The sequence below is a fragment of the Saccharopolyspora indica genome (assembly GCF_027853965.1).
GTDB lineage: Bacteria > Actinomycetota > Actinomycetes > Mycobacteriales > Pseudonocardiaceae > Saccharopolyspora > Saccharopolyspora indica.
This window is the reverse complement of the sequence record NZ_JAQGLB010000028.1, coordinates 47,001-60,944: the sequence shown is the minus strand read 5'-3', so window position 1 is coordinate 60,944 and position 13,944 is coordinate 47,001. Positions and strand designations below refer to the sequence as shown.

Here is a 13,944-nt window from a genome sequence, read left to right as displayed (position 1 = left end):
GCAGGTTCGATCGAACATCTATTCGATCATGGTTTCCGGTGCGGGAGGCGGCATGACCACGTTCATCGATGCGGCGGGGCGGACGCGCCAGGTCGAGCGGCGGTCGGCCGCCCGGCGGCGGGTGGATGATCCGGCCGAGGTGAGCCGGCCTCGCGACGGCGAGCAGCGGCTGGTCAGCGGGGCTGCGGCGCGGCCGGCCGCCCGCGTCCGGGCGCGCCGGAGCGGCGAATGGCTTTGGCTGACCTCGGTGGCGATCTTCACTTTCCTCATTGTCATGCTGGTGGGGTTGTTCGGCGTTCGCGACGCGCCGACGACCAGTGGTACGGCCCTGGTTGAGGTACGACCGGGTGACACTCTGTGGGGGATCGCCGACCGGGTGGCGCCGAACAGCGACCCGCGGGCGGTGGTCGCCCGGATCGCGGAGCTCAACGGTCTCGACGCCACGTCCGTCCGGACCGGGCGGCTGCTGGTGGTTCCGGTGTCCGGCTGACCCGTCCGGCACGGCGGTCCTGATCACCCGGGCGCGGCGACCTGGGGGTTTCCGCGGGGGTTCCGCGAGGGGGTCGGCCACGCCGCTCCGAAGGCCCTCCCGGGTTTGCGTCGCGATGGGGCGCGGTTTAGAGTCGACCACAACATCTAGTAGTTACGTCCGTGTATTTAGTCCACAGGTTGGGCTTGTAAGGTGTTCGCGCACCCACGGAGCGTGAGTGGTCGTCGACTGCCGCGGGGCGGGCGGCGGCGAACTGGGGAAGGGGGGTGAGTGCCGGTGCGGTGCCCATTCTGTCGCGGGGAGGACTCCAGGGTCGTCGACTCGCGCGAGGTCGAGGAAGGCCAGGCGATCCGGCGCAGGCGGTCGTGCTCGACGTGCGGTCGGCGCTTCACGACCATCGAGGAGCTGGTGCTCTCGGTGGTCAAGCGCTCCGGTGTCACCGAGCCCTTCAGCCGGGAGAAGGTGGTGCGCGGCGTGCGCCGCGCGTGCCAGGGCCGTCCCGTCGAGGAGGACGCGCTGCAGCAGCTGGCGCACCAGGTGGAGGAGACCGTCCGGTCCCTCGGCGTGGCCGAACTGCCCAGCCACGAGGTCGGCCTGGCGATCCTCGGACCGCTGCGCGAGCTGGACGAGGTCGCCTACCTGCGCTTCGCCAGCGTGTACCGGGCGTACTCCTCGGTGGAGGACTTCGAGAAGGAGATCGCCGACCTGCGCGCGGCGCGCGAAGCCGCGCAGGCCGGTGTGGAGAGCGACCGTGAGTAAGGCCCGTCGGCGTGCGGTTCGCCGCAGTGCCGGAAACGCAAGACGCCAGCCGGCGCCCCAGCCAGGGGAGCGGCTGGAAGGACAGCCACGACCGAACCGGACGGGGAGCCCGGACGGGGCCGACCAAGCACGACGAGCGAGTGACAAGGAAGAGGGTCAGGTCATGACAGAGACCGTCGGTAGCCCGGCCGGCGCAGCGGGGGAGCCGGAAGCAGGTGCTCGCGAGGGCATCCGGGTGCAGCGCGTCTACACCACCGAGGGGGTGCACCCGTACGACGAGGTCAAGTGGGAGCACCGCGATGTGGTGATGACCAACTGGCGGGACGGGTCGGTCAACTTCGAGCAGCGCGGCGTCGAGTTCCCCGACTTCTGGTCGCTGAACGCGGTCAACATCGTCACCAGCAAGTACTTCCGCGGTGCGGTGGGCACCGACGAGCGGGAGAGCAGCCTCCGGCAGCTCATCGACCGGGTCGTGAAGACCTACGTCGCCGCCGGTGTCGAGCACGGCTACTTCGCCAGCGACGAGGACGCGGAGATCTTCGAGCACGAGCTGACCTGGATGCTGATGCACCAGGTGTTCAGCTTCAACTCCCCGGTGTGGTTCAACGTCGGCACCAGCTCGCGCCAGCAGGTCTCCGCCTGCTTCATCCTGTCCGTCGACGACACGATGGAGTCGATCCTCGACTGGTACAAGGAAGAGGGCCTGATCTTCAAGGGCGGTTCCGGCGCCGGGCTGAACCTGTCCCGCATCCGCTCCTCGCGCGAGCTGCTGTCCTCGGGCGGCACCGCTTCCGGTCCGGTCTCGTTCATGCGCGGTGCGGACGCCTCGGCGGGCACCATCAAGTCCGGCGGTGCGACCCGCCGCGCGGCGAAGATGGTCGTGCTGGACGTCGACCACCCGGACATCGAGGAGTTCATCGAGACCAAGGCGCGCGAGGAGCACAAGATCCGCGCGCTGCGCGACGCCGGTTTCGACATGGACCTCGGCGGTGCGGACTCCAACTCGGTGCAGTACCAGAACGCGAACAACTCGGTGCGCGTCTCCGACGAGTTCATGCGCGCGGTGGAGAGCGACGGCAAGTTCGGGCTGCGCGCCCGGATGACCGGTGAGGTGCTCGACACGGTCCAGGCCCGCGACCTGTTCCACAAGCTGGCGCACGCGGCCTGGGAGTGCGCCGACCCGGGCATCCAGTACGACGACACGATCAACGACTGGCACACCTCGCCGGAGACCGGCCGGATCACCGCGTCCAACCCGTGCTCGGAGTACATGCACCTGGACAACTCCAGCTGCAACCTGGCCTCGCTGAACCTGCTGAAGTTCCTGCGCGACGACCTGACCTTCGACGCGGAGCTGTTCGAGAAGGCCGTCGAGTTCGTCATCACCGCGATGGACATCTCGATCTCCTTCGCGGACTTCCCGACCGAGTCCATCGGCATCACCACCCGCAAGTTCCGCCAGCTGGGCATCGGCTACGCGAACCTGGGCGCGCTGCTGATGGCCACCGGCCACGCCTACGACTCGGACAGCGGCCGGGCCTTGGCGGCGGCGATCACCTCGCTGATGACCGGTACCGCCTACAAGCGGTCGGCCGAGCTGGCCGGTGTGGTCGGCCCGTACGAGGGCTACGCCCGCAACGCCGAGGCGCACCAGCGCGTGATGCGCAAGCACGCGGCGGCCAACGACCTGGTCCGCACCTACCACCGCAACGACGCCACCGTGCACAAGCTGGCGACGAAGGTGTGGCAGGACGGCCTGGAGATCGGTGCCCGCAACGGCTGGCGCAACGCGCAGGCGTCGGTGCTGGCCCCGACCGGGACCATCGGCCTGATGATGGACTGCGACACCACCGGTGTCGAGCCGGACCTGGCGCTGGTCAAGTTCAAGAAGCTGGTCGGCGGCGGCTCCATGCAGATCGTCAACCAGACGGTGCCGCGGGCGCTGCAGGCGCTGGGCTACCAGGACGAGCAGATCGAGGCGGTCGTCGAGTACATCGCCGAGCACGGCCACGTGGTCGACGCGCCGGGTCTGCGCCCGGAGCACTACGAGGTCTTCGACTGCGCGATGGGCGAGCGTTCGATCGCCCCGATGGGCCACGTGCGGATGATGGCCGCGGTGCAGCCGTTCATCTCGGGCGCCATCTCCAAGACGGTGAACATGCCGGAGGCGGCGACCGTCGAAGAGGTCGAGCAGCTCTACTTCGAGGGCTGGAAGCTGGGCCTGAAGGCGCTGGCGATCTACCGCGACAACTGCAAGGTGGGTCAGCCGCTGTCCGCGGGCAAGGGTGGCAAGGCCGAGAAGGAGAAGGAGGTCGAGAAGCAGATCGAGTACCGCCCGGTCCGCAAGCGGCTTCCGAAGAAGCGGCCGAGCCAGACGGTCTCCTTCACCGTGGGCGGTGCCGAGGGCTACCTGCACGCCGGTTCGTACCCGGACGACGGCCTGGGCGAGATCTTCGTCAAGCTCGGCAAGCAGGGCTCGACCCTGGCGGGCGTCATGGACGCCTTCTCGATGTCGATCTCGGTGGGCCTGCAGTACGGCATCCCGCTGGAGTTCTACGTCTCCAAGTTCCAGAACCTGCGGTTCGAGCCGGCCGGGATGACCGATGACCCGGACGTCCGGATGGCCAGCAGCGTGCTGGACTACCTGTTCCGCCGCCTGGCGCTGGACTACCTGCCCTACGAGAAGCGCGCCCAGCTGGGCATCTTCACCGTCGACGAGCGGGAAGCGCAGGTCAACGGCACCGAGGTGGTCCCGGCCGAGCAGCCGAACGAGGTCCACCTGGACACGTTGCGCTCCACTGTGGACTACTCGAAGGCGGAGAAGTCCGAGGACGCGCCGCGCGCGGGCAGCTCGACCGAGCTGCTGGAGCTCCGCCTGGGCAAGGCGGCGGACGCCCCGCTGTGCATGACCTGCGGGACGAAGATGCGCCCGTCGGGCTCGTGCTACCTCTGCGAGGGCTGCGGTTCCACCTCCGGCTGCAGCTGAGCCGGAAGACGCTGAGCACAGCGGAAGAGTGAGCACCTGAAGCGAAGGTGCAGCGGGAAGGGGAGTCGGCCACTCGGCCGGCTCCCCTTCCCGCACCTCCGGGTTCGCCGTGCGGGGCTGGGGCCCGGGAAGGTATCTGGGGCGCCGGTGAAACTCGGTGGCGCTGCCGGTGTCGCGGCGTGGATGCTGGTGGCGTGGCAAGTGATCTCAATCAGCTCGTGCTGCGGATCGTCGTCCCCGAGCTCGGTTCGGACGGAACGGTCGAGGTGCGGCCGATCGTCGACGGTGTGGACGTCGTCGCAACCGGTTTGCCGAGGGAGCCGGCTGAGTCTCCGCGGACACTGCTGGGGTCGGACGGCCCTCTCGTGGCGACCGCTGAGCCACGAGAGGTGCGGCTGGCTGAGGCCGAGTGCACCGAGGGGTGCTGTGGTGCGTTGTACGTGACGATTCGGCGCGCTGGCGAGCACGTCGTCTGGTCCGGTTGGCGCGATCCCGGCGATCCGGAAACCGGCCTGTCCGAGTTCCGGTTCGATGCGAAGCAGTACGCGGCAGAGGTCGAACGGGCCAGCTCGGACCGGAGTTGGGAGTGGCGTGCCTACACCGTCGCGCGGCTGTTGCAACAGGAGCTCGAGCGTCAGGACGAGTGGTTCGAGCGGTGGGATTGCCGACTCGGCGGGGTGCATTCCTACCCCTTGAGCAGGGCCTGGTTCACCTTCTACTCCCCCCATCCGCGGCAGGTGGGCAGGGATGATCCGTGGTTGCAGTTCCGGATGGTGCGCCGAGTCTCCCCAGCGGATCCGGAAACGGAGGCGGCAGAGATCTTGGCGCGCCTGCTGACGAGAGACCCCCGCGAAATCGCCGAGGTGTGCGGTGGTACGCCGGAGTGGGCCGAACAGCTCGGGTACCGCTGGACGCGCTGGTGAGCTCTTCTTCGGCGGCGTCGAGCCTCGGCTGACGACGGGTTCTCGGATAGATTAGTCCACATCAGACCGACGAACTTCGTGCGGTAGCCGGAATTCGCTTGTCCTGCATGGGAAACTGGTTCCATGGTCATCGATTACGCACTGGCGGGATACCGCGTCGCATCACGGGATGTCCGGCAGGACTGGCAGGACTGCAGTCTGCCGGACACCGAGCTGGTGTCGATGAGCAGCTGCGTGGCGGACCTGCTCGACGTCGACGCGGAGGGCTGGGACGACTGGTTCGAGGACGTGGAATCGGCCAGGCGCGGACGTGCTCGGGAGGCGCGGCCCGACCTGCACGTGCTCGAGGTGGGTTTCGCGGTGCCGGACCTCCCGGAACTGCTGACCGATATCACGGCCGGTGGCTGGGAGCGCGCAGCTGGCAGCTTGCCCGAGCGGCTGACCAGGCGCGAAGCCGTGTCCGGTGGCCAGGTGCTCGGATTCGAACTCGTCGGGTACGACAGCGGTATTTGGCACACCTGGACCTGCCTCGGCGGCCTGGTCCGCGATGTCGGCCGGGCCACCGGTGTCGGTCCTGGGCGCTGGGGCCTGATCCAGGACGAGCAGGAGGCCAGGCTGGCGGCCGACTGGCTCACGGAATCCGGACTCGGTGACCCGAAGGTCTTCTTCTGGGTCGCGGCGAAGGTGGCCGAAGTCCCGGCATAGCGCGGAACGGATCGATCGACCGGCGCGTGCTCGCGCTACGAGAGGTCGGCGACGCCGTAGTGGACGCCGGTCAGTTCCGCGGAGATCTCCCAGAGACGGCGCGCGGTTTCGGTGTCGTGCAGGGCGCGGTGGTGGCTGCGCGAGATCGGGTCACCGCGCAGTTCCAGGAATCCTGATGGGGCGATGTAGCTACCGCTGGCCGCGTCCAGGGACGTTGCGGCGAACAGGGACGTCCTGGCGCCTCCGGGCGTGGGTTGGAACGCGGTCCGGACGAGCAGGCGCATGGCGGTTCGGTAGAACGCACCGCGCCCGGCGTTTCCGCCTCCGGTGAGCACGTTGCTGCGGGTGAGTCCCGGTGCGACGGCGAGGCTTCGGAGGTGCGGGAACGATTCCGCCGCCCGGCGGTGCAGCTCTCGGGCGAAGTAGAGGTTGGCGCGCTTGGATTGCACGTAGGCGTAGGCCGCCCGGTATCCGCGTTCGGCGTTGAGGTTGGCCAGGTCGAACCGCGCGAAGCGCTGGCCTTCGCTGCTGACGGTCACCACCCGCGGCTCGGGTGCGGCGAGGAGCCGGGGGAGCAGCTGCCCGGTGAGCGCGAACGTGCCGAGGTGGTTGATGCCGAACTGGGCCTCGAAACCGTCGGTGGTGCGGGCGAACGGGATCATGGCGACACCGGCGTTGTTGACCAGCACGTCGATCCTGTCGTGGCCGAAGGTCGCGGCGAACTCGGCGATCGACCGCAGGCTGCCGAGGTCGACCTGCCGCAGTTCGACCTGTGCGTCCGGCAGCTCGGTGCGCAGGCTTTCGAGCGCTGCCCGGCCGCGCTCGGCGCTGCGGCAGGCCAGCACGACGTGCGCGCCGCGGCGGGCGAGTTCGCGCGCGGTCACCCGGCCGATTCCGCTGTTGGCCCCGGTGACCACGGCCAAGCGGCCCGACTGGTCGGGAATGGAGTGGATGGTCCATGCCCGGACGTCCTGTCCGGACCTGAGCGTCGTCACTGCTCGATCTCCTAAGCATCCGCTATTGCAACTCTGAGTTGCGATATTCTGATGCTGGCACGGAATGGCGATCTAACGCAACTCGGAGTTGCAATGACATCTGATGATCAACAACGGGTTCGAGCTGTCGGGCGCGGTCCGAAGGTGCGCGCGGCGGTCCACGCGGCGACGCTCGCGGAGCTGGTGGACAAGGGCTACGCCGCGCTCACAGTGGACAACGTCGCGCAGCGGGCCGGGGTGCACAAGACGACCGTCTACCGCCGGTGGGAGGACCGGGAGAGCCTCGTCGTGGACGCGTTGACCGAGCACGTCGCCGCCGACATACCCGTGCCCGACACCGGTGCGATCGACACCGATCTCCGCGAGCTCGCCGCCGCGCTCGTGCGCTGGCTGACGAGCCCCGCTGGCCAGGCCGTCCTCGCGGCGATGTTCTCCGACGCGGCGCGACTGCCGGAGATCGCCGAGGCCAGGACCCGCGTCCTCGACGACCGGCTCCGCCGCGCCGAACCGGTGATCAGCCGGGCGGTCGAGCGCGGTGATCTCCCCGCCGAAACCGATCCGCACGAGCTGCTCAAGGCGCTCGCCGCGCCGATCTACTTCCGCCTCCTGGTGCACGCCGAACCGGTTGACGACGCGACCGCCGAGCACGCGGCAGAACTCGCGCTCGCAGCGGCACACGCCGGCGTGCTGCGGAGGAGGTGAACGGCCGACCGGCCTGCACTGCGTCGCACCCGAGCCGCGGGCTGGCCGACCCGGTCGGAGTGATGGTTCCCCGACCCGCTACTGCATGTTCTCCAGGACCGGGTGGTCTGAGGATTCCGGGCAGCGGTAGATCTGCATGCTGTAGCCGCGGCCGATCAGCACCATCGGCGGGTTGGACGGCTCGCGGAGCCCCATCGGCCCGGCGTGCGGTGTCCGGTCCTCGACGGGAACCCAGCTTCCGCTGCCGCCATCCCACTCACCCGAGCTGATGGTCAGCAGCGGCTCGAGTTCCGCGTCGCAGGCGGTGCAGCGCATGGGCTGGGGATCGCAGAAGCTCCAGGGCGCCCAGCCGCCGACCTTCCAGCCAGGAGCGACGGACAACTCGTGCTGGTAGTGGCTGTTCGCGGTGCTGCTCCACTCGTGGAGCCGGTCCGCCAGCCCTGCCGGGAGTTCCAGCGGGCTCGGGTGCTCGGTGACGACCTCCGGGTGCACGGCGCAGGGCTCCGGGACGTAGCTGCCGTCGCGATCCACGTCGGCGGGCTCGGGCGGCACGTCGAGCGGATCGACCACGTCCGCGGAAGCTCGCCACACGAGGTGGGCAGCGGGCATCGATGTTTCGACGTGATCGAGCGGGCACCACAGGACCTGCAGCACGTCGGCACCCTCGGGGCCGGTCAGACCAGGCACGTCGCGCAGGTACAGCTGGGCGACGGGAAGCAGCGCGTTCGGCCCGGCGTGCCGGGTGTGGCCTTCCTCCAGTGACGCCAGGAGGGCCGCTTCCTCGGCGGACAGCAGGTTCTGACCGGGCGGTCGTGGGCGGAGCCAGGCCTGCTCCAGCAGAGCGCGGCGCCTGCGGACGTCCTCCAGTGATACAGGTTTGTCCCAGCCGCCGTGCGTTGCGGTGCAGACCGGCCAGTCCTCGTCGACCGGCCAGAGCAGCGGACCGCCGACCGAGCTTTCGGAGCGCGTCGGCCGACCGCGGCGGGGGTGCAAGCGCACCGCCCGCCGGGCCAGCGGACGTAGCTCGGGGAACGCCGAAGCGACGTCGAGCGGCCGTGGCGGCGTCGTTCTCGTCACGGCCGCTGCCGGTCAGCCCCGCCGGTCGGCGAGGAGCTTCTCCGTGCCGACGAGGCGGACGCAGGTGGTCAGGCCGGTGATGGCCTCTTCGAGCTCCGCCTGGTCCGGGAACGTCGGCGCGATGCGGATCACGCTGTCGGTCGGGTCGTCGCCGTAGGGGTGGGTCGCCCCGGCCGGAGTGAGGGCGATGCCCGCTTCCTTGGCCTTCGCGACCACCGCGCGGGCGCAGCCCTCGGGGACCTGCAGGCTGATGAAGTAGCCACCCGCCGGCTTGGTCCACGAGGCGAGGCCGGTGCCGCCCAGCTCGGCGGTGAGGATCTTGTCGACCGCGTCGAACTTCGGGCGGATCAGCGCCGCGTGCTTGCGCATGTGCTCGCGCAGGCCCTCGGCGTCGCGGAGGAAGCGCACGTGCCGGAGCTGATTGATCTTGTCCGGGCCGATGCTGCGCTTGGCGGTGCAGGCCAGCCACCACTCGATGTTGGCCGGGGAGGAGCCGAAGAAGGCGACGCCACCGCCGGCGAAGGTGATCTTCGAGGTGGAGCCGAAGACGAACGCCCGGTCCGGGTTGCCGTGCTCGGTGCACAGCGCGAGCAGGTCGGCGATCTCAGCGGTCTCGTCGGTGAGGTGGTGCACCGCGTAGGCGTTGTCCCAGAAGATCCGGAAGTCCGGGGCAGCCGTGGTCATGGCGGCCAAGCGGCGCACGGTCTCGTCGGAGTAGACGGTGCCGTCCGGGTTGCTGTACTTGGGCACGCACCAGATGCCCTTCACCGTCGGGTCCTCGGCGACGAGACGCTCGACGACGTCCATGTCCGGGCCGTCCGGCGTCATCGGGACCGGGATCATCTTGATGCCGAACCGCTCGCAGAGCGCGAAGTGCCGGTCGTAGCCGGGCACCGGGCACAGGAAGGCGATCTCGGGCTCGTCCACCCAGCGGCGCTGGCCACCGGGGAGGGTGCCGAGCTGCGCGAAGACCAGCGCGTCGTGCATGAGTTCGAGGCTGGAGTTGCCCGCCGCCAGAAGTTGCTCCACCGGCACCTGCAGCTCGTCGCTGAAGATCGCCCGCAGCTCGGGCAGGCCCTGCAGCCCGCCGTAGTTGCGCAGGTCGGTGCCGGCGGCGGAGGTCAGCGGCCCCTGCAGGTCCACCAGGTCGTTGGCGAGGTCGAGCTGGCGCGGCGACGGCTTGCCCCGGGTGAGGTCCAGCTTCAGCCCGCGCGCGACCAGGGCCGCGTGGTCCTGCTGGGCGCGATCGCGCTGGGTGGTCAGCTCTTCGACGGTCGATGCTGGAGCGTTCACCGGAGTCCCTTCGCCGTGAATGGTGGAACGGGCCACCTGCACAGCCTAATGACCTGCTCGCAGCGCCTCGGACGGCACCGGGTCGCGTCCGGCGCGCGCACGCCGTCGCACCCGCGGAATCTCAGTGCTGCCAACTGATCTCGCAGAGCTCGGTGCGTTCGTGTTCCTGCACACATGTGCACTGCGAGTCCACAGAGCAGCGGAGCCGCGACCTGCGGGCGTCCGCGCCGGTTCTGGCCAGGGGCTCCGGAGCGCGAGCCAGTGCCACCGGTGGTGAGTCGCTGGTCGGTCAGCTCCGGAGCAGGTGCCCGTACCGCTGGTTCCCGGCTGCCTCGGAGCTGGCTGACCAGGGAATCGGGCAAGGGCTCGTGTGCTCGGGGTCCGGGCAGATGACGCGGGTGAGCGCGTCGCGGATCGGGGCTGTCTCCGGGTGGGCGGTCACCAGGCCGATGCGGATCTCGTGGATGCGCCGCGAGCCCGGATCGGTGGCCGGGTGCTGGAGCCGCCACTGCTCGGGCAGCTCGTCGTAGACCTCGGTGAGCGGCATGTGCCCGCCTGCTGGCGTCCGCTCAGGTCCGACGAGCGAAAGCTCGTGCACCACAGCGCTCTCGCGCAGCACCGCGCCGCATTCTTCGGTGATCCTGGAGGCATCGTCCGGGGTCGCGTAGATGCCGATTCGGATCTCGGCGAGGTGTTCGGGCATGGCGTGCTCCGCGGGGGCTGTGGTCGGCGGTGTGCAGACCGTAGCGCGATGTCGGTGCCCGGCGCACGTCGTTTTCCGCGCGCTCCTCCCGGATTCGGGCGAGTGGTTCCGAATCCGGGAGAGGTGTTTCAGCGGTCCACTGTCGACGGAAGGCCGTCCCGGTAGGTCGGGTACTCCGGAGTCCAGGCCAGCTCGCGCTTGGCCTTGCTGTTGTCGAGGCCGATGCGGGTTCCGACCAGCAGGGAGTGCAGGTAGGGCGTGACCCGGAGCAGCCAGCCGGGGACGCGGCGCGGCGGCGGTGCCCCTGCGGTCTCGGCGAGCGCGGCGAGGTAGTCGCCCATGTCCACCGGCTCGTCGTCGACGATGTTGTACGCCTGGCCGGCCCGGCCGCGCTCGAGGGCGGCGACCGTGGCGGAGGCGGCGTCGGCGATGTGGATCGGGTGCAGGGTCGCGGCCGGGCGGGGAATGGGGAGCTGCCTCTTCCTGGCCAGGTCCAGCATCTTCCGGGTGGCCGGCTCGGGTCCGTAGAACAGGCCGTAGCGCAGGGCGATCCCTTCCAGGTCCGGAGACCCGAGCACCTGGTCCTCATTGGACCGCAGCGACCTCAGGTGGTGCCCGAAGGGGCCGCGCTCCGGCTCGGCGTACGGGTGCTCTTCGGTGAGGAGCCCAGGACCGTGGTCGCGCCATCCGTAGCCGAGGAAGAACGACTGCGTGATGAACCTGCGCGCGCCGAGCTGCTTCGCGGCGCGCAGCAGGTTCCGGGTGCCGACGTCGCGCAGCGCATCGGTGGGGTGCAGGTCTCGGTGGAACGCGGGCGTCCGGGCGATGGCGGTGGCCTGGTGGATCACCGCGTCCCCGGAATGCCCGTCGAGCGCGGCGAGGAGGGCGTCGGCGGCCAGCACGTCGGTGACCACGGGGGTGACCCCGGCGGCGCGGAGCCGCTGCGCTCCGGAAGCCGTCCTGGTGAGTCCGACGACGTCGTGACCTGCGGCGAGCAGCTGGGGCACCAGTTCGGAGCTGACCGTCCCGGTCGCCCCGGCGAGCACGATCCTCATCGCCGGGCCTCCTGGTGGATCGAACACCGCTGGAAACCGGTCGCCGTCGAGGTGACGGCGTTCCGCGGGAGTTGCGCACGCGTTGTCATCGGGTCCTTCCCTTCGGTCTCGGTCGCTGGGAGGACGAGCGGGGGCTCGGGGATGTGACAGACGGGTTATTGGACAGTTCATTTCAGAACCTGTTACGGTCGTCGCGTGGCGCGACCGAGGCTGTTCGACGAGGACCGTGCGCTGGAAGCCGCGATGCGGACTTTCTGGGCGAACGGCTACGAGGCGACGTCGACGCAAGATCTGTGCGAGGCGACCGGCCTCGGACGCAGCAGCATCTACAACACCTTCAGCAGCAAGCACGACCTGTTCATGCGAGCGCTCGTCCGCTACATCGACACCACGACGGCGAGGCAGCTGGAGATCCTGGACGATGCCGGGCATTCCGAGCTGGAGCGGATTCGCGCGCTGCTCGGGGTGGTCGTCGAGTCGGAGCTGGAGAATCGGCGGGACGGGCGCAGCCCCGGCTGCCTGACGGTGAACACGGTCGTGGAGCTCGCCGGGCGGGATGCGGAAGCGGCCCAGGTCCTGGATCGTGACGGGGAGCGCCGCCTGAACGCGCTCCGGATGGTGATCGAGTCCGGGCAGCGCAGCGGCAGCATCACGTCCACGCGCGATGCGGCCGCGCTCGCCGCGTTCGTCAACGCCGTGATCGGCGGAATGCGGATCGCCAGCCAGGCGGGTGCTGGCCAGGCCGCCCTGGCCTCCATCGCGGAAACGGCAGTGGACGCCCTGACCTGCTGAGTTGATGCGGGTCGGCGGTGGCTGAACTCCGCATCAATTTTGTACTGATCTATCTAAAACAAGGAGAGCAATGCCTCGCGCGGTCTACATCCTCGCCCTGGGCATCTTCGCCATGGTGACCAGCGAGTTCGTGGTGGCCGGGTTGATGCCGCAGATGGCCACCGGGCTCGGTGCCACCATTCCGCAGATCGGGTACCTGATCACCGCCTTCGCCGCGGCGATGGCCTTCGGCGGGCCGCTCCTCAACGTCGTCCTGCTGCGGATCCGGCCGAGAACGGCGCTGCTGTCCCTCTTCGCGATCTTCCTCGCCGGCAACGTGCTGGCGGCCACCGCGGTGGGCTACGGCGTGATGGTGGTGGCCCGCGTCATCACCGGTGTGGCGTCGCAGGCGTTCTTCGGGGTCGCGCTGTCGCTGTGCGCGCAGCTGACCCGCCCGGAGGTGCGCGGCCGGGCCATCGCGGTGGTGATGAACGGACTGATGCTGGGCACTCTGCTCGGCATGCCGCTGTCCACACTGGTCGGTGAGCGGTTCGGTTGGCGCGCGGCCTTCTGGACGATCTCGGCGCTGGCCGTCGTCGCCGCGCTGTGCACCCTCGCAGGTGTGCCCAAACTGGACATCGCGAGCGGAGCGGGGAACTTCCGCCGGGAACTGGGAGCCTTCCGCAAGCCGAAGCTGTGGTTGGTCCTGCTCACCAGCATGCTCATCATCGGTGCCACGTTCTCGGCGTTCAGCTACTTCAACCCGATCCTCACCGAGGTGAGCGGTTTCCAGACCGGGACCGTCCCGCTGCTGCTCGTCGCCTACGGTGCCGCGACGGTCATCGGGAACACCGTCGTCGGCCGGTTGGCCGACCGGAATCCGGTCGCGGTCATGTTCACCGGACTGGTGCTCAACGCGGGCTTCCTGGCCGGATTCGCGATTCTGGCGCACCTCAGCGTTCCCGCGGTGGTGTTCATGCTGGGCATCGGCCTGGTCGGGGTGACGATGAACCCGGCGATGATCACCCGCGTGCACCGCACCGCCAATGCGCGGCCGCTGGTGAACACGGTGCACTCGTCGTTCATCACCATCGGCGTGATGATCGGGTCCTGGGGCGGGGGAGTGGCCATCGGCCACTTCGGCCTGACCGCCCCGTTGTGGCTGGGTGCAGCGCTCGCGGTGATCGGAGTCCTGACGCTGCTCCCCGACCTGGTGCGTCGTCGCGCAGCACGGGTCGACAGTGCCGTCCAACCGGTCGAAGCGACGGTGTAGCTGCGCGCGGAGTCCTGCGGCGTGCCTGGTTCCCGTTCCCGGCGCGCCGCAGGTGCACTAGCCTTCACGACGTGACGACACCTGCTCATGCTGCTGTGGTCGGCTAGCTCCGGACCTCGCCCGGCCTCTCGACGGGTCGGGACCTGAGCGCCCACCTTCCTCTTCGTACGGCTCGAAGCGCGATTCGCGACCGAGCCGCATCTCACCGCATC

The 13,944-nt window shown here is 69.5% G+C and carries 13 protein-coding genes; 8 read left to right on the top strand and 5 right to left on the bottom strand.

Annotated features, from left to right (window positions below; all coding sequences use genetic code 11):
• Positions 1 to 52: 52 nt before the first annotated feature.
• The 5 genes from OU416_RS36550 (at position 53) to OU416_RS36530 (ending at position 5,863) form a co-directional block, all read left to right on the top strand.
• Positions 53 to 490 (top strand): LysM peptidoglycan-binding domain-containing protein, encoded by a 438-nt coding sequence (locus tag OU416_RS36550; protein WP_270931660.1) that lies wholly within the window; start codon positions 53 to 55, stop codon positions 488 to 490.
• 276 nt (positions 491 to 766) lie between these two features.
• Positions 767 to 1,249: a transcriptional regulator NrdR gene (gene nrdR / locus OU416_RS36545; protein ID WP_270931659.1), complete on the top strand. Its 483-nt coding sequence runs from the start codon at positions 767 to 769 to the stop codon at positions 1,247 to 1,249.
• A 163-nt stretch (positions 1,250 to 1,412) separates the two neighbouring features.
• Positions 1,413 to 4,235: a vitamin B12-dependent ribonucleotide reductase gene (locus tag OU416_RS36540; RefSeq protein WP_270931658.1), complete on the top strand. Its 2,823-nt coding sequence runs from the start codon at positions 1,413 to 1,415 to the stop codon at positions 4,233 to 4,235.
• 194 nt (positions 4,236 to 4,429) lie between these two features.
• On the top strand, positions 4,430 to 5,158 hold the full coding sequence (locus OU416_RS36535) for a hypothetical protein (RefSeq protein WP_270931657.1): 729 nt from the start codon (positions 4,430 to 4,432) through the stop codon (positions 5,156 to 5,158).
• 123 nt (positions 5,159 to 5,281) lie between these two features.
• On the top strand, positions 5,282 to 5,863 hold the full coding sequence (locus OU416_RS36530; RefSeq protein WP_270931656.1) for a hypothetical protein: 582 nt from the start codon (positions 5,282 to 5,284) through the stop codon (positions 5,861 to 5,863).
• A gap of 35 nt (positions 5,864 to 5,898) precedes the next feature.
• Here OU416_RS36530 and OU416_RS36525 read toward each other — a convergent pair whose 3' ends face one another.
• Positions 5,899 to 6,858, bottom strand: coding sequence for an oxidoreductase (locus tag OU416_RS36525; RefSeq protein ID WP_270931655.1), 960 nt, complete (start codon positions 6,856 to 6,858; stop codon positions 5,899 to 5,901).
• A 93-nt stretch (positions 6,859 to 6,951) separates the two neighbouring features.
• On the opposite strand from OU416_RS36525, the gene OU416_RS36520 reads away from it, so the two are divergent.
• Positions 6,952 to 7,560 (top strand): TetR/AcrR family transcriptional regulator, encoded by a 609-nt coding sequence (locus tag OU416_RS36520; protein ID WP_270931654.1) that lies wholly within the window; start codon positions 6,952 to 6,954, stop codon positions 7,558 to 7,560.
• 78 nt (positions 7,561 to 7,638) lie between these two features.
• Here the strand turns inward: OU416_RS36520 and OU416_RS36515 are convergent, their stop codons facing one another.
• From OU416_RS36515 to OU416_RS36500, 4 genes are all read right to left on the bottom strand, one after another.
• Positions 7,639 to 8,637 (bottom strand): hypothetical protein, encoded by a 999-nt coding sequence (locus tag OU416_RS36515; RefSeq protein ID WP_270931653.1) that lies wholly within the window; start codon positions 8,635 to 8,637, stop codon positions 7,639 to 7,641.
• A gap of 12 nt (positions 8,638 to 8,649) precedes the next feature.
• Entirely contained in the window at positions 8,650 to 9,930 is a 1,281-nt protein-coding gene (locus OU416_RS36510) for an aminotransferase class I/II-fold pyridoxal phosphate-dependent enzyme (protein ID WP_270931652.1), read from the bottom strand.
• Between the two features lie 289 nt (positions 9,931 to 10,219).
• Positions 10,220 to 10,633, bottom strand: coding sequence for a hypothetical protein (locus OU416_RS36505; RefSeq protein ID WP_270931651.1), 414 nt, complete (start codon positions 10,631 to 10,633; stop codon positions 10,220 to 10,222).
• Positions 10,634 to 10,761: 128 nt separating this feature from the next.
• Positions 10,762 to 11,688 carry an NAD-dependent epimerase/dehydratase family protein gene (locus OU416_RS36500; protein WP_270931650.1) on the bottom strand — a complete coding sequence of 309 codons (927 nt, stop codon included), beginning with the start codon at positions 11,686 to 11,688 and terminating at the stop codon, positions 10,762 to 10,764.
• Between the two features lie 195 nt (positions 11,689 to 11,883).
• Between OU416_RS36500 and OU416_RS36495 the strand changes: the two genes are divergently transcribed.
• Together OU416_RS36495 and OU416_RS36490 are read left to right on the top strand one after the other, a co-directional pair.
• The gene (locus OU416_RS36495) at positions 11,884 to 12,480 is read left to right on the top strand and encodes a TetR/AcrR family transcriptional regulator (protein WP_270931649.1); all 597 of its coding nucleotides are present in this window, start codon (positions 11,884 to 11,886) and stop codon (positions 12,478 to 12,480) included.
• A 70-nt stretch (positions 12,481 to 12,550) separates the two neighbouring features.
• Positions 12,551 to 13,732 carry an MFS transporter gene (locus OU416_RS36490; RefSeq protein WP_270931648.1) on the top strand — a complete coding sequence of 394 codons (1,182 nt, stop codon included), beginning with the start codon at positions 12,551 to 12,553 and terminating at the stop codon, positions 13,730 to 13,732.
• The last annotated feature ends 212 nt before the right edge of the window (positions 13,733 to 13,944 follow it).

Bases quoted from the DNA above. Each gene is read 5' to 3' on its own strand.
- OU416_RS36540 (WP_270931658.1), top strand. From the start codon at position 1,413: ATGACAGAGACCGTCGGTAGCCCGGCCGGCGCAGCGGGGGAGCCGGAA.
- OU416_RS36490 (WP_270931648.1), top strand. From the start codon at position 12,551: ATGCCTCGCGCGGTCTACATCCTCGCCCTGGGCATCTTCGCCATGGTG.
- OU416_RS36550 (WP_270931660.1), top strand. From the start codon at position 53: ATGACCACGTTCATCGATGCGGCGGGGCGGACGCGCCAGGTCGAGCGG.
- OU416_RS36520 (WP_270931654.1), top strand. From the start codon at position 6,952: ATGACATCTGATGATCAACAACGGGTTCGAGCTGTCGGGCGCGGTCCG.
- OU416_RS36530 (WP_270931656.1), top strand. From the start codon at position 5,282: ATGGTCATCGATTACGCACTGGCGGGATACCGCGTCGCATCACGGGAT.
- OU416_RS36500 (WP_270931650.1), bottom strand. From the start codon at position 11,688: ATGAGGATCGTGCTCGCCGGGGCGACCGGGACGGTCAGCTCCGAACTG.
- OU416_RS36505 (WP_270931651.1), bottom strand. From the start codon at position 10,633: ATGCCCGAACACCTCGCCGAGATCCGAATCGGCATCTACGCGACCCCG.